21 protein-coding genes and 1 pseudogene are annotated in these 22,214 nt (G+C 60.4%); 15 read left to right on the top strand and 7 right to left on the bottom strand.

All coding sequences use genetic code 11. The annotated features are described in order from the left end of the window. Positions 1-57: 57 nt before the first annotated feature. On the top strand, positions 58-954 hold the full coding sequence (locus tag AC3ISI_RS11590; RefSeq protein WP_489337073.1) for a LysR substrate-binding domain-containing protein: 897 nt from the start codon (positions 58-60) through the stop codon (positions 952-954). Positions 955-1,037: 83 nt separating this feature from the next. Here the strand turns inward: AC3ISI_RS11590 and AC3ISI_RS11585 are convergent. The 5 genes and pseudogenes from AC3ISI_RS11585 to AC3ISI_RS11565 form a co-directional block, all read right to left on the bottom strand. Then, a pseudogene (locus tag AC3ISI_RS11585) lies at positions 1,038-1,403 on the bottom strand (DUF6124 family protein). A 375-nt stretch (positions 1,404-1,778) separates the two neighbouring features. Beyond that, complete coding sequence (locus tag AC3ISI_RS11580; RefSeq protein ID WP_489337072.1) at positions 1,779-2,375, bottom strand: DinB family protein; 597 nt, start codon at positions 2,373-2,375, stop codon at positions 1,779-1,781. Positions 2,376-2,469: 94 nt separating this feature from the next. Continuing rightward, on the bottom strand, positions 2,470-3,585 hold the full coding sequence (locus AC3ISI_RS11575) for an NAD(P)/FAD-dependent oxidoreductase (protein WP_489337071.1): 1,116 nt from the start codon (positions 3,583-3,585) through the stop codon (positions 2,470-2,472). 33 nt (positions 3,586-3,618) lie between these two features. Next, on the bottom strand, positions 3,619-4,407 hold the full coding sequence (locus AC3ISI_RS11570) for an SDR family oxidoreductase (protein ID WP_489337070.1): 789 nt from the start codon (positions 4,405-4,407) through the stop codon (positions 3,619-3,621). Between the two features lie 168 nt (positions 4,408-4,575). Continuing rightward, positions 4,576-5,499, bottom strand: coding sequence for a LysR family transcriptional regulator (locus AC3ISI_RS11565; RefSeq protein ID WP_489337069.1), 924 nt, complete (start codon positions 5,497-5,499; stop codon positions 4,576-4,578). A gap of 175 nt (positions 5,500-5,674) precedes the next feature. Between AC3ISI_RS11565 and AC3ISI_RS11560 the strand changes: the two genes are divergently transcribed. From AC3ISI_RS11560 to AC3ISI_RS11505, 12 genes are all read left to right on the top strand, one after another. Continuing rightward, positions 5,675-6,814 (top strand): iron-containing alcohol dehydrogenase, encoded by a 1,140-nt coding sequence (locus AC3ISI_RS11560; protein ID WP_489337068.1) that lies wholly within the window; start codon positions 5,675-5,677, stop codon positions 6,812-6,814. Positions 6,815-6,887: 73 nt separating this feature from the next. Then, positions 6,888-7,667, top strand: coding sequence for an enoyl-CoA hydratase-related protein (locus AC3ISI_RS11555; RefSeq protein WP_489337066.1), 780 nt, complete (start codon positions 6,888-6,890; stop codon positions 7,665-7,667). Position 7,668: 1 nt separating this feature from the next. Then, positions 7,669-8,874 (top strand): CaiB/BaiF CoA transferase family protein, encoded by a 1,206-nt coding sequence (locus tag AC3ISI_RS11550; protein WP_489337064.1) that lies wholly within the window; start codon positions 7,669-7,671, stop codon positions 8,872-8,874. A gap of 163 nt (positions 8,875-9,037) precedes the next feature. Next, on the top strand, positions 9,038-10,081 hold the full coding sequence (locus tag AC3ISI_RS11545; RefSeq protein ID WP_489337062.1) for a TRAP transporter substrate-binding protein: 1,044 nt from the start codon (positions 9,038-9,040) through the stop codon (positions 10,079-10,081). Between the two features lie 15 nt (positions 10,082-10,096). Continuing rightward, positions 10,097-11,995 (top strand): TRAP transporter large permease, encoded by a 1,899-nt coding sequence (locus tag AC3ISI_RS11540; RefSeq protein WP_489337060.1) that lies wholly within the window; start codon positions 10,097-10,099, stop codon positions 11,993-11,995. 40 nt (positions 11,996-12,035) lie between these two features. Next, positions 12,036-12,494: a thioesterase family protein gene (locus AC3ISI_RS11535; RefSeq protein ID WP_489337059.1), complete on the top strand. Its 459-nt coding sequence runs from the start codon at positions 12,036-12,038 to the stop codon at positions 12,492-12,494. Positions 12,495-12,508: 14 nt separating this feature from the next. Next, positions 12,509-13,468: an amidohydrolase family protein gene (locus tag AC3ISI_RS11530; RefSeq protein WP_489337058.1), complete on the top strand. Its 960-nt coding sequence runs from the start codon at positions 12,509-12,511 to the stop codon at positions 13,466-13,468. Beyond that, entirely contained in the window at positions 13,461-14,420 is a 960-nt protein-coding gene (locus AC3ISI_RS11525) for an amidohydrolase family protein (protein ID WP_489337056.1), read from the top strand. Before AC3ISI_RS11530 ends, AC3ISI_RS11525 begins: the two co-directional genes overlap by 8 nt. A gap of 31 nt (positions 14,421-14,451) precedes the next feature. Further along, positions 14,452-16,029, top strand: a complete 1,578-nt coding sequence (locus AC3ISI_RS11520; RefSeq protein ID WP_489337055.1) for an aldehyde dehydrogenase (NADP(+)) — start codon at positions 14,452-14,454, stop codon at positions 16,027-16,029. 109 nt (positions 16,030-16,138) lie between these two features. Next, positions 16,139-16,699, top strand: a complete 561-nt coding sequence (locus AC3ISI_RS11515; RefSeq protein ID WP_489337054.1) for a PPC domain-containing DNA-binding protein — start codon at positions 16,139-16,141, stop codon at positions 16,697-16,699. A 111-nt stretch (positions 16,700-16,810) separates the two neighbouring features. Next, positions 16,811-18,118, top strand: a complete 1,308-nt coding sequence (locus AC3ISI_RS11510; RefSeq protein WP_489337053.1) for an OprD family porin — start codon at positions 16,811-16,813, stop codon at positions 18,116-18,118. A 141-nt stretch (positions 18,119-18,259) separates the two neighbouring features. After that, positions 18,260-18,577, top strand: coding sequence for a DUF2388 domain-containing protein (locus tag AC3ISI_RS11505; RefSeq protein WP_489337052.1), 318 nt, complete (start codon positions 18,260-18,262; stop codon positions 18,575-18,577). 55 nt (positions 18,578-18,632) lie between these two features. Here AC3ISI_RS11505 and AC3ISI_RS11500 read toward each other — a convergent pair whose 3' ends face one another. Both AC3ISI_RS11500 and AC3ISI_RS11495 read right to left on the bottom strand, forming a co-directional pair. Beyond that, a complete protein-coding gene (locus tag AC3ISI_RS11500; RefSeq protein WP_489337050.1) occupies positions 18,633-19,562 on the bottom strand; it encodes a pyridoxal-phosphate dependent enzyme in 930 nt (309 codons plus the stop codon). Between the two features lie 66 nt (positions 19,563-19,628). Then, complete coding sequence (locus AC3ISI_RS11495) at positions 19,629-20,420, bottom strand: SDR family NAD(P)-dependent oxidoreductase (RefSeq protein WP_489337049.1); 792 nt, start codon at positions 20,418-20,420, stop codon at positions 19,629-19,631. A gap of 125 nt (positions 20,421-20,545) precedes the next feature. On the opposite strand from AC3ISI_RS11495, the gene AC3ISI_RS11490 reads away from it, so the two are divergent. Then, a complete protein-coding gene (locus tag AC3ISI_RS11490; RefSeq protein ID WP_489337048.1) occupies positions 20,546-21,493 on the top strand; it encodes a GlxA family transcriptional regulator in 948 nt (315 codons plus the stop codon). Between the two features lie 52 nt (positions 21,494-21,545). Next, positions 21,546-22,205 carry a methyltransferase family protein gene (locus AC3ISI_RS11485; RefSeq protein WP_489337047.1) on the top strand — a complete coding sequence of 220 codons (660 nt, stop codon included), beginning with the start codon at positions 21,546-21,548 and terminating at the stop codon, positions 22,203-22,205. Positions 22,206-22,214: the final 9 nt, after the last annotated feature.

Raw genomic sequence — 22,214 nt, 5'->3', positions numbered from 1 at the left:
CGACGGTCGGACCGTCCAAGACATAATGTGCAGAACTTGAGTCCTAAGAGGTCTGACATGATCGACATCCGCCAGTTGCGCTACTTCGTCGCCGTCGCCGAAGAAGAACACGTCGGTCGCGCCGCCGAACGCCTGCACATTTCCCAGTCGCCGCTGAGCCGGCAGATCGCACAGCTTGAAGAACGGCTGGGGCTGACCCTGTTCGAACGCAGCCAACAACGCATTCGCCTGACCCGCGATGGCCAGACCTTCCTCGCCGAAACCCGCGCCCTGCTGACTCACGCCAGTCGCCTGGAATCCCTTGGCAAACGCCTCGGTCGCGGCGAAGAAGGCGGGCTCTGCATCGGCTACATCGAAAACGCCATGCACGCCGGCGTGTTACCGAATGCTCTGCGCGTGTTGCGCGTCGAGCGACCGAACGTGCATGTTGCGTTGTACAACCTGCGCTCCACTGAACAGCTTGAAGGCCTGCGCCAGCGCAGCCTCGACATCGCACTGGTCAGCGAACCGCCGGCCAAAAACGATCCGGATCTGCTGGGCTTTCAGGTACTGGACGACCCGATGTTGCTGGCATTACCTGAACACCATCCACTGGCTAACCAGACAACATTGACCCCGACCGACCTCGCCGATCAAGAGTGGATCGGCGTACAGCACCACCAGAATGTCACTAACCGCGAAGACTTCGTCAGCGCCTGCATCCGCGCCGGCTTCACCCCGGACATCCGCATGGAAGCCACCGGCCCCTTCACTGCCATGGCGCTGGTGGCCTCGGGACTGGGCATCGCCATGATTCAGAAAGGCTTGAGCCGCAACGCACCGCCGGGTGTGGTGCTGCGGGAAGTGCCGTGGATTTCCTTCACCAGACCCCTGTGGGCAGCATGGCACCGGATCAATTTGCGGCCGTTGGTGGAGACGTTCCGCAAGGTACTGACAGAGCCGAGCTCCGTGTAGGAGCGAGCCTGCTCGCGATGGCTGTGTGTCATGCGACATCATTTTTGCCTGATAAATCGCCTATCAGACATGCAGTTGTGGCATTAGCTTTGCGGATCGACTTTATCCAGCATCCGGTTCACCGCCAGTTCGCCCAACATGCCGGAGTTTTAAATGCTCAGCAGGGTATGGCGCTGCGGGCCGTTCAGTTGCCCCGCGAAGTCGCTCAACATCACACTCGCTGATGCCAACGTCTCAAAGGCGTTGACCAGCAACGTTTCGTTATCGGTGGTAGACCCGATGAAGTAGATGGTGCTGGGTTTGCGCGGTGTGTCTTTGGAGATGACCGGTTTAAGGTAGTAGTCGAGGGCGCGGTCGGCGGCGGTGTTGAGTTTTTTGGAATCGGTGGAATCGTAGGGGGAAACGTCGTCGGTATCGGTTTCTGGTGGGTTGGGTGTGATCTTGAACACTGTGAAACTGTTTGATTTGTGGCGCCGCCACCGTCCGCGGTCAAACGAATCAAGGTGGCAACTGTACGCGGGTTGACCGACCGGAAATCAAGGTATCCGGCACACCCGAAGGTGTCCCGCACACAGCCACCGCAAAAAGCCTGAAGCTTTTCTTAAACACTGGTACGCCTTGATTGAGTCGGACGGTCAAATCCGATCGCTGATTTGTCAGCGACCCGCAAACGATAAAGTCCCGGCCCAGGGCGCACAAGCCGGCGGATTCTGGCGCAGTCGTAGGCAACGGCGCAAGGTTGTGTAGCCTCGCAGAGTGTCTGGAGATGTGTGTTAAACATCGCCGTTTAATGATCCGCTCGGGCTTGAGCAACGGTATCGGCGTCAACGATAACGATCCGGCAGAACGCTGGTTGCGTTCGAAAATTGCACAGCACATGGCGGTTCCACTGCCCGGGCATGCGGCGACGTGAACGCTGTCGATTGGGTCTCGCGCAGGTACACCGGCAGGTCCGTGACCGGTGGCATGGCCGGGATTTCGAAGTACATCTGGATCACCCAGCCACGGTGATAGCTGGCGTGATTGACCACGTGCATCAGTATCGCGCCGGCGCTCATGGTGCCGCTTTCGCCCGAAACAAACGAAAACTCGACGGGTTTATCCAGCGACGCCTCGGTCTGCCGTTCGCTCCAGTCGCAGTACCAGTGATCGATCTCCCGTTGCGCCATGCGCAGTTCGGCAAGGTCGGCATGCAACAGATCATGGGAAGTTTTGAAGCCGTGCCCTCGGCCTTCGAGGTGAGCTTGCCAGATGCAGTCCACCACGTAGATGTGATTCAGGGTGCCGATCATGTTTTTGAACACCGACACGCGTTCTTTACTGACCTCCCCCCCCGGCAATGCGGCCAGGCTGTCAAAGAGGCGCTGGTCGGCCCAGTTCATGTAATCGGCAAGCATGCGGGCAGTGCGTACGTTGATCATGAGAGATCTCCCATGGTGATGGGGCGCACTGCAAAGCATAGCCCTATCGGTGGGCCGCATCGCAAAGGCTGATAACCGGCACCCTCGCCAGCGGCTACAAGGAATGCGGTGTCAGGCGCTCTACCACCCGATCCGCCAGCGCCAGGCAACTGGTCAGGCCCGGTGATTCGATGCCGAACAGGTTCACCAGCCCCGGCACGCCATGCTCGGCCGGGCCGCTAATAGTGAAGTCGGCAGCGGGTTCGGTCGGGCCGTTGATTTTCGGGCGGATGCCACTGTAGGCAGGTTGCAGACTGTTATCGGGCAGACCGGGCCAGTAACGTCGAATGGCCTCGTAAAAACCCTCGGACCGGCGCGGGTCGACACGGTAATCGATGTGATCGACCCATTCGACGTCCGGGCCGAAGCGCGCTTGACCGCCAAGGTCGAGGGTCATGTGCACACCCAGCCCGGCACTTTCCGGCGCCGGATAGACCAGATGCCGGAACGGCGCCCGGCCGCTGTAGCTGAAATAGCTGCCTTTACATAACCGGACCGTTGGAACGTGCTGTGACGGCAAGCCCTCGATCCGGCTCGCCACCTCAGGCGCGGACAATCCGGCGCAATTGATCAACTCGCGGCAGCTCAAAGTCATCGGCTGCGCGCCACCCGTGTGCAATTCGAATCCTTGTCCGGTGCAACATGCGGACGCCAGCGGTGTGTGAAAGGCAACCGAAGTGCCCGACGCTTCAGCATCGGCCTGAAGCGCCAGCATCAGGGCATGGGAATCGACAATCCCGGTGGTGGGCGACCAGAGCGCAGCGATGCAGGACAGCGCCGGTTCAAGCGTCTGGGCTTGCAACCCGTCCAGCCATTGCAAATCACCGACGCCATTACGCCGCCCCTGCTCCAGCAACGCTTGCAAAGCCGCGCACTGGCTGTCATCCGTGGCCACAATCAGCTTGCCCAGGCACTGGTAACCGACGCCGCGCTCAGCGCAAAAGGCGTAGAGGCGTTGCTTGCCCTCCACGCACAATTGCGCTTTCAGACTGCCGGTCGGGTAATAGATGCCGGCATGGATCACCTCTGAATTGCGCGAACTGATGCCCACGCCGATTCCCTCACCGGCTTCGATCAGAATCACTTCGCGCCCGCTCCGGGCCAACGCCCTGGCAACCGCCAGCCCGATCACACCAGCCCCGACCACCACGCATTCGATATCGACGCTCACCTGCCCTGCGCTCCTTTCACGTCTGACGGCCTCTCAAAACGTACCGGGATAACTGCCGCCATCCAACAACAGATTTTGCCCGGTCAGAAAACCGGCCTGGGCACTGCAAATGAATGCGCAGTACGCGCCGAACTCATCGGGATTACCAAAACGCTGAGCCGGAACGTTTTTGCGGCGCAGCTCGCTGATCTGCTCGATATCAATCCCATTGGCCTGAGCGGCGGCGCTCAATGTTTTATGCAAGCGCTCGGTCTCGAACGGGCCGGGCAGCAGGTTGTTGAGCGTCACATTGTGCCCAGCCAATCGTGACTGCCGCGCAAGCCCGGCGATAAAACCGGTCAGCCCGCTGCGGGCACCGTTGGACAACCCGAGCACATCGATAGGCGCCTTCACCGCACCGGACGTGATGTTGACGACGCGCCCGAAACCACGTTCAGCCATGCCATCGACGCAGGCCTTGATCAACTCGATAGGCGTGAGCATGTTGGCATCGAGCGCCTTCAGCCAATCCTCGCGCTGCCAGTCACGGAAGTCTCCGGGCGGAGGACCACCCGCGTTGTTGATCAGAATGTCCACCTGCGGACACGCCGCCAGCACTTGCTCACGCACCGTTGCCTCGCTGATGTCCCCTGCCACCGCCCGCACTTCAATGGTCGGAGCCAAGGTGCGCAGCTCATCGGCGGCGATCTGCAACGTTTCGTTGCCGCGGGCGTTGATCACCAGGTTGACGCCCTCTTTCGCCAAGGCCCTTGCGCACGCCAGCCCCAAACCTTTGCTGGACGCGCAGACAATTGCCCAGCGACCCGCTATTCCCAATTCCATGACGATGCTCCTTACCGTTCGAATGCCTTAGGCAAAATTGCGCCAATTATTACGAAACTGACTCCCTTCAAATACCGCGTCTGCCGCAAATCAAATTTGCCTGAATTGCACGAATGCTCACCTCAAGACGCAGGCACTATCCCGACCGCCTGTTGCACCCGACTGGGGTCAAGCGAGATTCAACAACGCTTGCCGCAACAGCCGAGCTGCCGGGGAATCAGGTACGCCTTTGCGTGATACCAGCTCATAGGGTTCGCTGCGCGAGGTAATGGGCAGCGGCAGCGTGGTGGTAAAGCCGTAACCGGAGCAGAACTTCGCCACGTCGGTCGACACCAGCGCAACAAGGGTCGGGTTTTCCTGGAGCAGCGACAGTGTGGCAAACGCCGAAGTGGTTTCCAGCAAGTGCACCGGGAACCGCAGGTCCGCCTCGTGAAATTCCCGCTCCAGCAATAACCGCATGGGCATGTTGGCGCGATAGACCACCCAGCGGTAGTCCACCAGGTCCTTGAGGGTCAATTGCCTGGCATAGGCGAATGGATGCTGGATGCTGGCGATCACCGCCAGGGTTTCTTCCACGAAGATCGAGCTTTCATACAAATAGGGGGTGGTGCTGATGGTGGTACGGCAGATCGCAAGGTCCAGGCGCCCGGCGTCGAGCTGGCTCAGCAGTGCGGCGCTGGTGTCTTCGACAATCTCGATCGACAGATTCGGATGGTCGGCAATCACGCGGCTGATTGCGGTGGTCAGCAGCGGTACGGCGCCCATGATGGTGCCGACCGACACACGCCCACCCTCCCCGCGCATGATGCCGATGATCTCTTCGCGCAGGTGCGCAAGGTCGGTCTGGATCAAGCGAGCGTAGCGGATGACGGAGCGTCCGGCGTCGTTCGGTTCAAGCCCGCGGTTGGTGCGCGTGAACAACGAAGTACCAAAGGTGGTTTCAATTTCCTGCAGCGCCTTGCTCGCGCCTGGCTGTGTCAGCGCGACCTGTTTGGCCGCCCCCAGCAACGAGCCGTGTTCATCAAGAGCGATCAACAAGCGAAGCTGCTTGATGTGCAGGCGGGACATGATCGAGTTCAGTGATGGCGTCATCTGGATTAACTAAAAGTTATAGAGGTATCGAAAGTTGTCAGTATCGAGGCTAGCCACGACGACCCTATAGTCCACCCCACAACCAGGCAATGCAATGGGTTTGACCCGACAGCGAGAGTTCTCCTGCCCCCAACCGATTGCAACAACAACAATCCTGTATAACTTGTGGTGAATCATGTCCCTCATCAATTACGTCACTAAAATCCAGTTTGGCTACGACAGCCTTGCTCATCTGGCCGCCGAAGCCGAGCGCGCGGGTATTACCCGGCCATTGATTGTGACTGACATCGGCGTGCGCAATGCCGGCATCGTCGACAAGGTCGTCGCGGCCCTCGGCGCTGCACGTACGCCAACGATTTTCGATGCGACTCCGCCCAACCCGAACGAACACGCGGTGCGTGAAGCCGTTGCGCACTACCACCTTGGCGAGTGCAACGGGATCATCGCGGTCGGCGGTGGCTCCTCGATTGACCTGGCCAAAGGCGTCGCGGTTTGCGCCACTCATGACGGCCCTCTGCAAAGCTTTGCAGTGATCGAAGGCGGGCTGGATCGCATCACCGCGGCCACCGCGCCACTGATCGCCATCCCCACCACCGCGGGCACCGGCAGCGAAGTCGGCCGCGGCGCCATCCTGATCCTCGATGATGGCCGCAAGGTGGGTGTGATCTCACCGTATGTGGTGCCTCGCGTGGCCATCTGCGACCCGGAACTGACCCTCGGTTTGCCACCGATGCTCACTGCCGCAACCGGCATGGACGCGATCGCGCATTGCATCGAGACGTTCATGGCGCCGGCCTTTAATCCTGCGGCCGACGGCATTGCCCTTGATGGTTTGTGGCGCGCCTGGGAACACATCGAGCGCGCCACCACCGAACCGGGTGATCGGGAAGCCCGGATGAACATGATGAGTGCGTCGATGCAGGGCGCGCTGGCCTTTCAGAAAGGACTGGGCTGCGTGCACAGCTTGTCCCATGCCTTGGGCGGGATTAATCCGAAGCTGCACCACGGCACTTTGAACGCGATTTTTCTACCCGCCGTCGTGGACTTCAACGCCAACGCGCCCACCGTTCGCGACGAACGCAAGCTGGAACGCCTGCGGCACGCCATGGGCCTGGAAGCCGGCGCCAATATCGGTACGGCCATCGAAGACATGACCCGACGCCTGGGCTTGCCCACCCGCCTGAGCGAGATCGGTGTCGACGAAAGCCTGTTTGCCAGCATCGTTGAAGGTGCATTGCACGACCACAGCCACAAGACCAATCCCCGCGAAGCATCGCCCGCGGATTACCTGTCGATGCTCGAACAATCGCTGTAAGCAACCGCAGTCCAACAACAATAAATCAGGAGGCATCCGCATCGTCGGCCTAGCCGACGCTTGCGGAACAATCATGAAGCCCACCGTCCTTATCGAACGGCAAGACGCCATTGCCATCGTCACCCTCAGCCACCCTGGAAAAATGAACGCCCTGACCCTGTCCATGTGGCAGGACCTGGGTGACGTCATGACCGAATTGTCCGCCGACCTCAGCGTGCGCTGCGTAGTGTTGCGCGGCGCAGGTGAACAGGCCTTTGCCGCCGGTGCCGATGTCGGCGAGTTTGCGAGCGTGCGCGCCAATCAGGCGCAAGCCCGGGACTATGCCGGGGTCACCTCGGCGGCGATGCGCGCGGTCGCCGACTGCCCACACCCAGTGATCGCGATGATCCACGGCGTGTGCGTCGGCGGTGGCCTGGAAATCGCTGCGCTATGCGATCTGCGCATCTGCGGCACCTCCAGCCGCTTCGGTGCGCCAGTCGGCAAACTCGGGCTGGTCATGTCGTATGACGAAATGGCTGGTCTGGTGGCGTTGGCTGGACGCTCGACCACCCTGGAGATCCTTCTCGAAGGCCGCATTCTCGACGCCAATGATGCCTACGTGAAAAACCTCGTCACCCGCGTCGTGGCAGATACCGAAGTCGAATCCGAAACCCTTGCCACCGCCAAACGCATCATCAACGGCGCGCCCCTCGTTGCCCGCTGGCATCGCCAGGCCGCACGTCAGCTTGAGGCCGGCATGGCACCCACCGCCTTGCAGGTCGACACCAGTTACTTCTGCTACGACACCGAAGATTTTCAGATCGGCCTGAACGCTTTCATCGAGAAAGCCAAACCACAATTCAAGGGGAAATGACATGGGACCGCTGACAGGAATGCGCGTGGTAGAACTGGCTCACATCATGTCCGGACCGGTGTGCGGCATGATGCTGGCCGACATGGGTGCTGATGTGGTGAAGGTCGAGAAAGTCCCGGACGGCGATGATTCACGCCGCTTCTCGCCAATCATGGCCAGTGGCGAATCCGCCTCGTTCATGGTGGTCAATCGCAATAAGCGCGGCATCGGCCTGAACCTCAAAACCGAGGGCGGACGCGACGTGTTGCGCCGCCTGTTGATGGACGCCGATGTGGTCACGGAAAACTACCGCGCCGGCACCATGGAGAAATTCGGCCTGGGCTATGAAACCCTGAAAACCCTCAACCCAGGGCTGATTTACTGCGCGATTTCCGGCTTCGGACGCAGCGGGCCGTTCGGCGACAAAGGCGGCTTCGACCTGATCGCCCAGGGCATGAGCGGCATGATGAGCATGACTGGTGAAGCCGGGCGCGAGCCGGTCAAGGCCGGTTCGCCGGTGGCCGACATCAACTCCGGCATCCTCGCGGCGCTTGGCATTTGCGCGGCCTACGCCGCCAAACAGAAAACCGGTCTCGGGCAGATGGTCGATACCTCGCTGTTTGAAGCTGGTCTGCAACAAATGTACTGGCCGGCGGCTGCATATTTTGCCGATGGCACCCTCCTGCCAAAAATGGGTTCGGCCAACTCCACCAGCGCGCCGTATCAGGTGTTCCGCACGGCGGACGGCTGGATCAACATCGGTGCCGCCAACCAGGCCAACTACGAACGACTGGTCGAGGCACTCGCCGTTCCACAACTCAAAGCCGACCCACGCTTCGCCAGCAACGCGTTGCGCATGGAGCACCGTCTGGCCCTGGTGGAAATCCTCAATGAAGTGCTGGTCGCGCGCACCACGGATGAATGGATGGTGCTGTTCGACAACCTCGGCCTGCCTGCCGGGCCGGTCCTCGATGTAGCGGCAGCACTGGATCACCCGCAAACCAAGGCGCGCGGCATGGTCGTGGAAACCGAACACCCCACCGAAGGCCGGGTGCGTGGCATGGGACTGCCGATTCACTTCTCCGACATGGACAACGCTGCGCCATCCGCCAGTCGCCCGGCTCCCCTGCTAGGCGAACACACCCGCGAAGTGCTGAAAGAAAGCGGTTACGCGGACGATGAAATCGACGAGTTGATTCGATCCCAGGCCGTCGTGGCACTGGCGTAACGCAAACCTGTGGGAGCGAGCCTGCTCGCGAATGCGGTGGGTCAGTCAACAAAGATATCGAGTCTGACGACCTCATCGCGAGCAGGCTCGCTCCCACAAGGAGCAGCGTTCACTTAACTGATTCGCTGTTTTTTATTAAAACAAAAACAAGAAGGTAAACATCATGAGCCGTATCTTGACCGAGGCTGTCAGCCGCCGATCATTTCTAGTGTCCGCCGGCGTCACCGTGGGCGGCGCATTTGCTGCCAACCTGCTGCCTTCCGGCGTCTTCGCCGCGACCAAACCCATTGTGTTGCGCTACACCAGCAGCTTGCCCGACACCCATCCGTTGAACAAACAGATGAAGGCCGCTTCCGAAGCCATCAAGGCCGAAACCAACGGTGCGGTGGATCTGCAGGTGTACGCCAACGGCGCCATGGGCGGCGATACCGACATGCTGTCCCAGGTGCGCGCCGGAGCCATTGATTTCATTCCATTGCCAGGTGCGATTCTCTCCACGCTGGTGCCGGCCATGTCCATTGAAAGCATGCCGTTCGCGTTCAAGGACTACGACAGTGTCTGGGCTGCGCTGGACGGTAAGCTCGGCGAACACGTGCGCGCCAAGACCGAGAAAGTCGGCCTGATCCCGATGGAGAAAGTCTGGAACAACGGCTTCCGCCAGATCACCAGTTCGACGCGACCGATCAATACCCCGCAAGACTTGGCCGGCTTCAAATTGCGTGTATTGGTCAGCCCGCTATGGACCTCCATGTTCAGCGCACTCGGCGCCTCCCCGACCGGCATCAGCATCAACGAGACCTACTCGGCCTTGCAGACCAAAGTCGTCGATGGCCAGGAAAACCCATTGGTGGTGGTCGAGTCCGCGCGCTTCTATGAAGTGCAGAAATACTGCTCCATGACCGACCACATTTGGGGTGGCTTCTGGATCGTCGCGTCGGGCAAGACCTTCCCAAAACTGCCGGCGGACGTGCAGGAAATCGTCTCCCGGCATATCAACGCTGCCGCGCTGGTCCAGCGTCAGCAGGTCATCGACCTCAACTCCAGCCTGGAGCCATCCCTGACTGCCCATGGCATCACCTTCAACAAAGTCGACCGTTCATTATTCAGGGCAGATCTGCAATCCAAGGGCTTCTACACCCAGTGGAAGGAAAAATACGGCGCCGAAGCCTGGGGCTTGCTCGAGCAGTACGCGGGTCAACTGTCCTAAGCCGGAGACAAGGTCATGAAAAGCGAACTCCCAATGACGGATGTTTCTCCCGCTGAAGGATTCAGCCCCCATCAAGCCTCGTTTCGCCTGGGTCGTGCTTTGGACACGGGGCTGCGCCGGCTGACCGAAGGCAGCGCAGCATTGCTGGTGGTCATCGAGGTCACGTTGCTGTTTTGCAACGTGTTCTCCCGTTACGTGCTCAATCAGCCCATCGTCTGGGGTGATGAACTCGCCTCGCTGCTGTTTCTGTGGCTGGCGATGCTCGGTGCAGTGGTGGCGATGCGTCGGGGCGAGCACATGCGCCTGACCTCGTTCATCGGGCATCTGCCTGCGGTAAAACGCGCCTTTGTCGACACCTTGGGCGCGGTGATTGTGATCACGTTCATCGGGCTGTTGTTCACGCCGGCCTGGGAGTACGTCAGCGATGAGTGGATCATCACGACGGCCGCCCTCGAAATCCCCAATGCGTTTCGTGTGTCGGCCATCGCGATCGGTCTGAGCCTGATGCTGATGACCTGTATCGCGCGACTGTTAACCCATGCTCGGCTGATCGACTTTACGGTGTCAGTGGCAATGCTGGCCTCCCTGGCCGCGCTGTTATGGGTGGCCGAAGGCTGGATGCTGCTGATGGGCAACTGGAATCTGGTGATCTTTTTCATGATTGGCGTGATGGCGATGATCGTCATTGGCGTGCCGATCATGGTCGCGTTCGGCCTGGCGACGGTGGCCTACCTGTCGACCATGACCAGCACGCCGATGACCCTGGTCGTCGGGCGGATGGACGAAGGCATGGCGAGCCTGATTCTGCTGGCCATTCCTTTGTTCGTGTTTTTGGGTGCGTTGATCGAGGCGATGGGCATGGCCCGCGCAATGATCCGCTTTCTGTGCTCGTTGATCGGCCATGTGCGTGGCGGTCTGTCCTATGTGCTGATCGGCGCCATTTACCTGATTTCCGGGATTTCCGGTTCCAAGGCTGCCGACATGGCGGCCATCGCCCCGGCGCTGTTTCCGGAAATGAAGAAACGCGGTGAGGATGAACACGAACTGGTCGCCATGCTCAATGCATCCGGGGCGATGTCGGAAACCATTCCGCCCAGCCTGGTACTGATCACCATCGGCTCGGTGACGGGCGTATCGATCTCCGCGTTATTCACCGGCGGTTTCATGCCGGCAGTCGTCGGGGCGATTGCCATGGCGGCCGTGGTCTGGTGGAAAAACCGCAAGCGTGACGCCTCGACCGGCAAGCGCGCGTCAGGCAAGGAAATCGGCCACTCGTTGCTGGTCGCGTTACCCGCACTGGCCCTGCCTTTCGTGATCCGCGCCGCCGTGGTTGAAGGTGTCGCGACCGCTACGGAAGTCGCCGCCATCGGTGTGGCCTACACCTTCATCGTTGGTTTGTTGTGCTACCGCTGCTTTGACTGGCGGCGCCTTTACCCGATTTTGGTCAGCACCGCTTCGCTGTCCGGCGCGATCCTGATCATCATCGGCAGCGCGACTGCCATGGCCTGGGCGCTGACCCAGTCCGGCTTCTCCCATCAATTGGCGCAGGTGATGTCGACGGTGCCGGGCGGCGCAATGGGTTTCCTGATCATCTCCGCCGTGGCGTTCATTCTCCTCGGCAGCTTCCTGGAGGGCATCCCGGCCATCGTGTTGTTCGGGCCGCTGCTGTTTCCGATTGCCAAGGCCATGGGCATCAACGACGTGCACTACGCGATGGTCGCGATTTTCTCCATGGGCCTGGGTTTGTTCGCGCCGCCGTTTGGCGTGGGCTTCTATGCCGCGTGCGCGATCGCCAAGGTCGACCCCAGCGGCGCCATGCGCCGGGTCTGGCCGTATCTCGGCGCGTTGGTTGTGGCGTTGGCAGTGCTGATCGCCGTGCCTTGGGTCTCCATTGGTTTCCTGCCTACTCGCTGATCACCCTTTGACTCAACACACACTCAATCACGAGGTTGTTATGAATTTCTCGACACTGGAAACAGGCAACGCCACCAAACGCCAACTGATCGTCGACAAGGAACGCACCATTTCCTTTCTGGGAGAGGATTTGCGCATCTATGCCACGCCCCGGCTGGTGGACGACATCGAGCAGACTTGCCTCGATTACTTGCTGACCTACCTTGATGACGGTGAAAACACCGTGGGCGCGGCGGTTGATATCCGCCACGTCGGTGCCACGTTGCTGGGCATGTCGGTGAGCATTGTCGCCGCCATTACCCGGGTTGAGGGGCGCAGCGTTACCTTCAATGTCGAAGTGCGCGATGACGTCGAGCTAGTGGCCACCGCGGCCCATACCCGGGTCGTGGTGAACGTCGCCAAATTGCGCAGCCGCGTTCAGGCCAAAGCCGAGGCCGCCGTCGCCGGAGAAGTCGAAGACAGCGTGCTCAGCCCCTCCCAATTCGCCGCGTCGCGCTGAGCAGGGACGCCGTCATGATCACGCTGCACGAACGCAACGGCTTGCCCAACCTTGCTGCCGAAAATGCGCTGCCGATTGTCGATGCTCACCACCACCTGTGGGACTTGGGCAATGGTCGTTATCCCTGGCTGCAGGACGAGTATCACGAGGATTTTTTCCTCGGTGACTATCGCAGCCTTTGCCAGGACTTCTTGCCGGAAAACTTTCTCGCCCTGACCGACAGACAACGGTTGGTGGGCACGGTGCATGTCGAGGCTGAACGTGCTCGCGATGAACAGGTTGCCGAGACCCGCTGGCTGGAGCAGGTCAACGCCCGTTTCGGCTTCCCGAATGCCATCGTTGCGCATGCCTGGTTCGATCGTGAGGACAGCGCGGAGATTCTCGCGGCACAGGCTGCCCGGCCGCTAGTGAAAGGCATACGTTCCAAACCGGTGACCTCAGTATCGCCGCAGGTTTCGATAGCCGGTGCCAAGGGCACCATGCAAGACCCGAAATGGCTGGAAGGCTTTTCGTGCCTGGCCAGGCACGGCCTGTCGTGGGATCTGCGCGTGCCGCCGTGGCATCTGGTCGAGGCCGCTGAAGTCGCGGCCATGTTTCCTCAAGTCCAGATCGCGCTCAATCACACCGGTTTCGCCTGGGATCGCAGTCCGCAGGGCATGACCCGCTGGCGTCAAGGTCTGGAAGCCCTGGCCATGCAACCCAACGTGCACATCAAGCTCTCGGAGTTCGGGCTGAAAGACTCGCCCTGGAACTACACCGATAACCGAATCGTGGTGCTGAGCGCATTGGAAATCTTCGGCCCCGAGCGCTGCATGTTCGCCAGCAACTTCCCGGTCGCCGGATTGCGCGCGTCCTACGACACGATTGCCGATGGCGTCGCCGCGATGCTGGCGCCACACGGACGGGCCGTGCAGGAAGCCGTGTTGGCGGGCAATGCAAGCCGTTTCTATCGCCTGGAGCAACCCCATGAATAACGTCTATGCCATCGATTGGCGTGCGCGCTTTCTGGCCAGCGGCGAAGACGCGGATTTACCCATCGTCGACGCCCACCAGCATTATTTCGATATCGAACAGCATTACTACCCGTGGCTGAACGATCGCCCGTTGCGGCCCTTTCGGTACGGCGATTACTCGTCGATCTGCCGCAACTTTCTGCCCCATGACTATCGTCGGCTGATGGGCAACCATCGCATTGTGCAAACGGTGGTCATCGAGGGCGAATGGGACCCGGCAACGCCGGCCGACGAAGTGAGTTTTGTCGAGACCCTGGCGCGCACCGAACCGACGCTGGCCGCCATGGTGGCGCAGGCCTGGCTGGATCGCGACGACGCTTCAACCCTGTTGCAGCAGTACGCCACGCATCCGCTGGTTCGCGGCGTGCGCCACAAACCTGTAGTGACCAGTCGTGAGGCATGGCAGGAAGATTTTGCGGCGCCCGGCTCGATGCGCGATCCATGCTGGCGTGAGGGGTATGCACAACTGGCAGAAAACGGCCTGCATTTCGAGTTGCAGGCGCCCTGGTGGCATCTACCGGAAGCCGCCGAGCTGGCCAGGGACTTTGCCGACGTGCCCATTGTGGTCAATCACACCGGGTTGCCGGCCGATCGCTCGGTGGACGGTCTGGCCGGCTGGCGCAAAAACCTCGCGCTACTGGCACGGGAGCCGAACGTCGCCCTGAAGATTTCCGGTATTTGCATCCCCGGCCAGGCATGGCCCGTCGAGGCAAACCGGCGGGTGGTGAACGACGCGATTTCGATCTTCGAGGCCAGCCGTTGCATGTTTGCCAGCAATTACCCGGTCGATGGCGTGGTGAACAGCCTGAGCGAAGTGTTCGACGGTTTCAAAACCATCGTCCGCGACCGTTCCCGCGCCAATCGGTTGGCCTTGTTTCATGACAACGCCCGACGAATCTACCGCCTCACTTGATCCGATTTGAACCGCTCAACAGGAGTCAATCATGTTTGAAGTATCAGGCCACAACTACATCGCCGGCGCACGCTCGGCAAAAGGTACAAATACGCTGCAAAGCCATGACGCCAGCACCGGCGAAGCATTGCCCTACCTGTTTCATCAAGCAACGCTGGATGAAGTGGACGGCGCCGCAGTAGCTGCCGCCAGCGCTTACCCGACTTTTCGCAACCTGTCCGCTGCCCGACGCGCGCAGTTCCTGGACGCTATCGCCACCGAACTTGAGGCGCTGGACGACGACTTCATTGCTCTCGTATGCCGGGAAACAGCCCTGCCCACCGGGCGCATTCAAGGAGAGCGAGCCCGCACCAGCGGCCAGATGCGCCTGTTCGCCACGATGCTGCGCCGCGGCGATTTCTATGGCGCTCGCATCGACCGAGCCCTGCCGGATCGCCAACCCCTTCCCCGCCCCGACCTGCGCCAGTACCGCACCGGTCTCGGCCCGGTTGCCGTGTTCGGTGCCAGCAACTTCCCGCTGGCGTTTTCCACTGCGGGTGGCGACACCGCATCAGCATTCGCTGCAGGCTGCCCCGTGGTGTTCAAGGCCCACAGCGGCCACATGGCCACCGCCGATTACGTTGCCGATGCGATCACCCGCGCGGCGAAAAAAACCGGTATGCCCGATGGCGTGTTCAGCCTGCTTTACGGCAGCGTCGGTGAAGCACTGGTCAAACACCCGTCGATTCAGGCCGTCGGATTCACTGGCTCCTTGCGCGGCGGTCGGGCCTTGTGCGACATGGCAGCGGCGCGGCCACAGCCGATCCCGGTCTTCGCCGAGATGAGCAGCATCAACCCGGTGCTGTTGATGCCCGAAGCGCTCAAGGTGCGCGGTGACAAAATCGCTGCCGAGCTGAGCGCCTCCGTGGTGCTGGGTGCGGGCCAGTTCTGCACCAACCCCGGCCTGGTCGTGGGCATTCGTTCGCCTGAATTCAGCGCATTCCTCGAACGCTTTGCCGCACTGATGGGCGAACAACCCGCGCAAACCATGCTCAATGCCGACGCGCTAAAAAGTTACTGCCACGGCCTGGAAAACCTTCACGCCAATCCGGGGATGACCCACGTGGCCGGCACAACACAAACCGGCAATCAGGCGCAGCCGCAAGTGTTCAAAGCCGATGTCAGTCTGTTGATCAACGGCGACGAGCTGCTTCAGGAAGAGGTTTTCGGGCCCGCCACCCTCGTCGTCGAAGTCGCCGATCACGCCCAATTGCTCCAGGCCTTGCACGGTTTGCGCGGCCAGCTCACCGCCACACTGATTGTCGAAGACACCGAACTCGACACCTTGGGCGAGGTTCTGGCGCTGCTGGAACAAAAAGTCGGACGCGTGCTGTTCAACGGCTATCCCACCGGCGTTGAAGTCTGCGACGCGATGGTGCACGGCGGGCCGTACCCGGCCACTTCGGATGCGCGCGGCACCTCGGTGGGGACGCTGGCGATCGATCGTTTCCTGCGCCCCGTGTGTTACCAGAATTGCCCCGATAGTTTGTTGCCGGAAGCACTCAGGAATGCCAATCCGCTGGGCATCAACCGACTGATTGACGGTGTCAGTAGTCGTGAAGCGCTGTAACTAACACCCACTGTTAACAACAACTCTGCCGCCTATCACCGATAGGCGTTGGACACGCTCGTCCCAAAAAACGCTGTAACCCACAACAACAAAAAACCCAGGAAGTCCCATGCACGTTCAACTTCACCCTAAACACTGCTTGTCGAAATTGATGTTGGCGGTGACTACCGCCGTGATGCTCAACACCGCGGCCATTGCCGAAACCCAGCCAACTGCGACGACAACACCCATGCAATGCGCAACTGAAGCCACCCCGCGCTACACCAAAACCGCGACCGGTTACCTCATGGTGCTGCGTATGGGCGACAACGCATTCAAGGAACTGACCAAACTGGCCATCGCCGAAAAAATCCCGAGCGCGTCCATCAGCGGTATCGGATTCGGCAACGTCAAATTCGGCTTCTGGAACAAGGACAAAAAGGAATTCGATGCCAAGACCTTCAACAGTGTCGAGATGGCCAGTGTGACCGGCTCCGTGGCCTGGAAAAACGATCAACCCTCCATCCACATGCACGGTGTTGCCGGTGACGCCACCTTTCAAGCCTACGGCGGCCACATTCTCGACTTTGACGTCACCACGGGCTCCATGGAACTTACCGTGATCGTTCACCCGCGTCGTCTGGAGCGCGGGATCGACCCGTGCATCGGCGCCAATGTGCTGGGGATCTGACCCAAGAGAATCGAGCTCCCGCAGGCATTGCGGGAGCCCTTGAGTCTGATCGACAGCATGCGCGGACACGTCCGCTCCCACATTCAAACGACAAAAAACGGGGCGATTTACATGAGCAGCAAAAAAACGGCTGTCACCATTGCAGTGGGCGCCATTGCACTGAGCACCCAGGCACACGCTGACTTCCTCAGTGACAGCAAAGCCACCTTGGGCCTGAGAAATTACTACTTCAACAACGACAATCGTGACGGCACGGCCCCGCCTTCGAAAACCGAGGAGTGGGCGCAGGGTTTCATGCTTGATTACAAGTCGGGCTACACCGACGGCATGATCGGTGTTGGCGTCGATGCCTTGGGACTGTTGGGGATCACGCTGGACAGTGGCAAAGGTCGGCATATCGGCAGCTCCATGATTCCTTCCGACACGGATAACCGCGCTGTCGGCGAGTGGAGCCGGCTTGGGGTGACCGGCAAGGCCAGGGTTTCGAAAACCGAATTGCGCTTGGGCACGCTGATGCCGAAGCTGCCCATCCTGGTGTTCAACGACGGACGCTTGCTGCCGCAAACCTTTGAAGGCGGTCAGATCACCTCGGGCGAATTCAAGGATCTGACCTTCACCGGAGGGCGAATCGAACACGCCACCGGTCGGGGCTCAACCGATCAGACGGGGTTGGCCGCTACCGGCGGCACCCGTGAAAGCAATGCATTCGACTTCGCTGGCGGCGACTGGAAAATCACCAACGACCTGACCGCCCAGTATTACTACGCCCACCTGGACAACTACTATACCCAGCAGTTTTTCGGCCTGATCCACACACTGGCTATTTCGGACGGTCAATCGCTGAAGACCGACTTGCGCTACTTCAACACCGATTCATCCGGTGCAAACAGCTCGGGCACTCCAGGCTACAAAATCAGTGGCTATACCCAAGGCAATGATGGCGAGATCGACAACAAGACCTGGAGCGCCGCGCTGATTTACACCCTGGGTGGCCACGCCGTCACCGCCGGTTACCAAAGCGTGTCGAGCGCCAGCAACTTCACGCAGCTCAATCAGGGCAGCCTGGTAAACAAGGGTGCCGGCGGTGCCAGTCTTTATCTGTACACTGACCGCCTGATTCAAACTTTCACCCGCGCGGGCGAACGCACTGCCTTCGGTCAATACGCCTATGACTTCGCCGCCCAGGGAGTGCCCGGTTTGAAAGCGTCCGTCATGTACCTCAGCGGGGACGATATCAAGACCACCTCCGGCGCTACCCAGAAGGAGTGGGAACGGGACATTGCGCTGGACTACGTGATTCAGTCCGGCGCGTTGAAAAATATCGGATTCGGATGGCGTAATGGTAAATCCAACAGCGAGGCGTCCCGCGATCAGGACCAGAACCGCTTGATTGTGAGCTACAGCATTCCCTTGCTTTAACAGAGCAGCCCGCAGTCTCGGCAGCTATCACAGAGCACTGCATTTTGAGGATAGTGCGGCGAACGGAACTCTTGGCGATCGCCGCGCATCCTAACCTTAGAGGTACTTCCTAATTGCTTCACGCTTTCAGAGGACACCGTCATGCGCCGTCTGATTATTATCTCCTCCCTGATGCTGTGTTTACCTTTCGGGTCAGCTATGGCCAAAGTGGATGCGGAAGATGTTGCCACTTCAGCCGGGGTCTCAGCCTCGCTGTACTCGACGTTCAAAGATAAGAAACTGATGATTCCCGCTCAGGATGACGCCTCCAGCTTCGTTGCCAGTGGCGGGGAAATTCGCGGGGTTTATCTGGAGTCGGTGTTGAAGAAAATTCGTCAGGACAACCCTGGCCTCAACGCCAGCGACGAAGAGCTGGCTCGGGCCATATTGATCCAGCAAGGCGATGCCGCCGGCCGATGAATGAAAGTCGAAAAAACAGCGCTGGGGCTGTGACATGTGGATAGCGTGTCCAGCCCTACTTCGCTCGCCTACCGGCCAGGCGTGCCCAGCCGGCGACTAGTTGTGCACTGACACTCACCCCGCCACACACCACGATGACCACGTCGTGTGCATCCGCTATGGCGCAATGGTCCAGGTACGCCACCGCCAGTGAAACTCCGCACGCCGGCTCCACCAACTGGCGCATGTCACTGGCGAAACGAACCACGCCCATAATTGCATCCTCATCGCTGAGCACCACGCACTGGTGCGTAAATTCGCGGATGTGCTGCACCGGCCAGGCCGCGACTTGTGCCGCGCCCAGCGAGGTCGCCACGGTATCGATGCGCGGCAGCCTGACGGGATGCCCGGCCTCCACAGCAGCTGTAAACGACGCGGCACCTTCGGTTTCGCAGGCTATGATCCGGCAGTCTGTGCGGCCATGGCGAATCAACCCTGTGAGGATGCCCGCCAGCAAACCGCCGCCGCCCACTGATGTCACTATCACGTCGACTTGAGGACAGACTTCCAGGACTTCATCCACCAGCGTGCTGTGCCCTTCCCACAACACCGGGTGATCGAAGGCTGGCACGTATTCGGTGTCCGCGTCCTGCGAGAGTTCTTTTGCCCGTTGATTGGCTTCGTCCCAAACCTTGCCGTGAACAATCACCTCGGCCCCGGTTTTGCGGATCCGGGCGCGGGTCGTCTCAGGGGTCGTGTGCGGCACCACAATGCAGGCGCTCAGCCCCAGGTGGGCAGCGGCAATAGCGGTGGCAAAACCGGCATTGCCACCCGACGGACAGACGACTCGGCGTTTGCCCTGCGCCTTGGCCTGACTGCACAGCAGCCCCATGCCACGCAGCTTGAACGAGCCACTGGGTTGCAGGTTTTCCATCTTGAGCCAGATCCGTCGGGTCGGGGTCGACAGACCCCAATGCAGAATCAACGGCGTTTTGATGTGCAGCATCGCGGGTGTCCCAAAGGTGAACCCTTCTTATCCAAGCTTAGTTCACCCTGCCCCTCGGCCCCCGTTTTAGCGATAGCGCGGAGCGGCACTGGAGTTCCCGAACAACCCGAAAAGGGTCTGACGCTGAGCTTCGTAACGGTCCCACTGTTCACCGTCGTGCAGACTCGGAACGGTCACCACTTCGCCTTTCGCCAAGCCCACCAGCGCCGCGTCGACCATGTCCTGCGCCGACATCACGATCTCTTGCGGCAGGTTTTCCACCGGGTTGCCGGCCTCGTTCCAGAAATCGGTCGCCGTCGCACCGGGCAGTACCGCCTGGACACGAATGCCTTTATCCGCCAGTTCGCGGTGCATCGATTGGCTCAGGCCCAGCACAAAAGCCTTGGTCCCGCCGTACACACCGTTGAGGACTTCCGGTGCAAACGCAACAATCGACGAAATGTTGATCACGGTGCCGGTGCCACGCGCAACGAAACCTGGCACCGCCGCGTACGCCAGTCGCATCAGCGCGGTGACGTTGAGGGTGATCATCTCTTCCATCTCATCGACCGGACTGCCAAGCAGCGGCATGACCGCGCCCACACCGGCGTTGTTGACCAGCAAGGAGATGCTGGCGTCGTTACGTAGAATTTGCTCGACCCGCAGCACATCGGCTTTGACTTTTAAATCGGCCGCGACCACTTCCACCGCTCGTCCGGTTTCGTTGCTCAGGTGGTTCGCCAGTGCGTTCAGTTTGGCCTGGCTGCGGGCGACCAGAATCAGGTCGTAACCTTGTCGGGCGAGACGGTCGGCATACACCGCGCCGATGCCCGAAGAAGCGCCAGTGATCAGTGCAGTGCCTTTGGATGAGAGAGCCATGATTGAGTTTCCTTCACAGTGAGGCGAACAGTTCGCCCGGTGTGAACCGTTATAAAGGCGCTTACGCTTGTCTCAAATGACGTTTAAAGTACGTTTTCAGGACATGTCCTTTTGAGGGTCTGGCAATGACTAGCGTGGCATTTGTGGTGTTCGAGGGTTTCCAGTCCATGGCGCTGGCCGCCATGCCGGTGTTCGAGTACGCCAACTTTAGCGCCGGTGAGGCGCTGTATGACGTCAGCGTGATCTCCGAGGATGGCAGCACACTGCGCGCCTCCGGGGGGTTAAGTGTCGGGACCCAGGCGTTCGGTGCACAAGTGTTCGATACCGTCATCGTGGTCGGCGGCGATTGCATCATCGAACAGGCGCCCGACAGCGTGCTGTCCTACCTGCGCGACAGCGTGAGCACAGCACGGCGGATGGCATCGATTTGTTCCGGGGCGTTCGTGTTGGCCCAGGCCGGCCTGCTTGATGGACGGCGGGCCACCACACATTGGGCCTATGCTCGGGAGTTGCAAGCGCGGTTTCCCTTGATCAAAGTGGAGGAAGACCGCATTTACGTGGTCGACGGCTCGATCTGGACCTCGGCCGGCATGACCGCCGGCATCGACCTGGCGCTGGCCATGGTCGAGAAGGATCACGGCGCCGAACTGGCGCGTTCCGTGGCGCAGAAACTGGTGATGTATCAGCGACGTGCGGGTGGCCAGTCCCAGCATTCAGCGTTGCTCGAACTGGCGCCAAAATCTGACCGCATCCAGACCGTTCTCGGCTATGCCCGCGAACATTTGGCCTCGCCCCTATCGGTGGAACAACTGGCAGACGTGGCACGCCTGAGCCCGCGGCAATTCAGCCGCAGTTTCCGCGCCGAGACCGGACAGACGCCGGCCAAGGCCGTCGAAAACCTGCGACTGGAGGTGGCGCGGCAGATGCTCGAACGCGGGCGCCTGACCCTCGATCAGATCGCCACCGAGGCCGGTTTCATTGACCGGCGCCGCATGCGCGAAGCCTTCCTCCGGGCGTTCGGCCAACCGCCGCAGGTGATTCGGCGCAATGCCAGGTCTGAGTTGAACGCGTGAGCAACACCAGGCCTCTAAACTGAAAAGGGTCATTGTTCATCACGAGGTGCTCATGAAAATCTCGCCCAAACTGGCGTTTTTCGCCATCGTCGGCACCCTCGCCTACCTCGGTCTTGCGGTGTGGGGATTGGGCGGGTTTGCGGCATTTTTTGCACATGCGCCGCTGGTGGTAGTTGCCTTGGCGACCGTGGTGATGACCGTCGCGTCGCTATTCAGCGAGGTCAATCTCAGTTCCGGCGAGCGTGAAGACCGGGCCAATCGCTGGGTGCTTCCGGCGTTCGGGGTGATTGGATTACTCAGCGGGTTCCTGCCCGCCTACACCGACCGGATTGACGTCTGGACCTTCGGCGGTGAAGGCCTGCGCTGGATCGGCGCATTACTGTTCATCGCTGGCGGCGCGCTACGCTTGTGGCCCGTGTTTGTGCTGGGCAAGCGTTTCAGCGGGTTGGTGGCGATTCAACCGGGGCACAGGCTGGTCACTGACGGGATTTATCGACGCCTGCGCAACCCCAGCTACCTGGGAATGTTGGTAATTGCCGTGGGTTGGGCGCTGGCGTTTCGTTCGGGTGTCGGGCTGTTACTGGCGGCTTTGACAGTGATGCCATTGATTGCGCGGATTCACGCGGAAGAAGCGTTGTTGAGGGCGCAGTTTGGCGGTGAGTACGACAGTTATTGCGCCAATACCTGGCGGCTGATTCCCGGACTCTATTAGCCACTCCTA

Source organism: Pseudomonas sp. GL_139_B (genome assembly GCF_057834475.1).
Note: the sequence above shows the minus strand (reverse complement) of the source record. Positions and strands in the feature narration are given on the sequence as shown.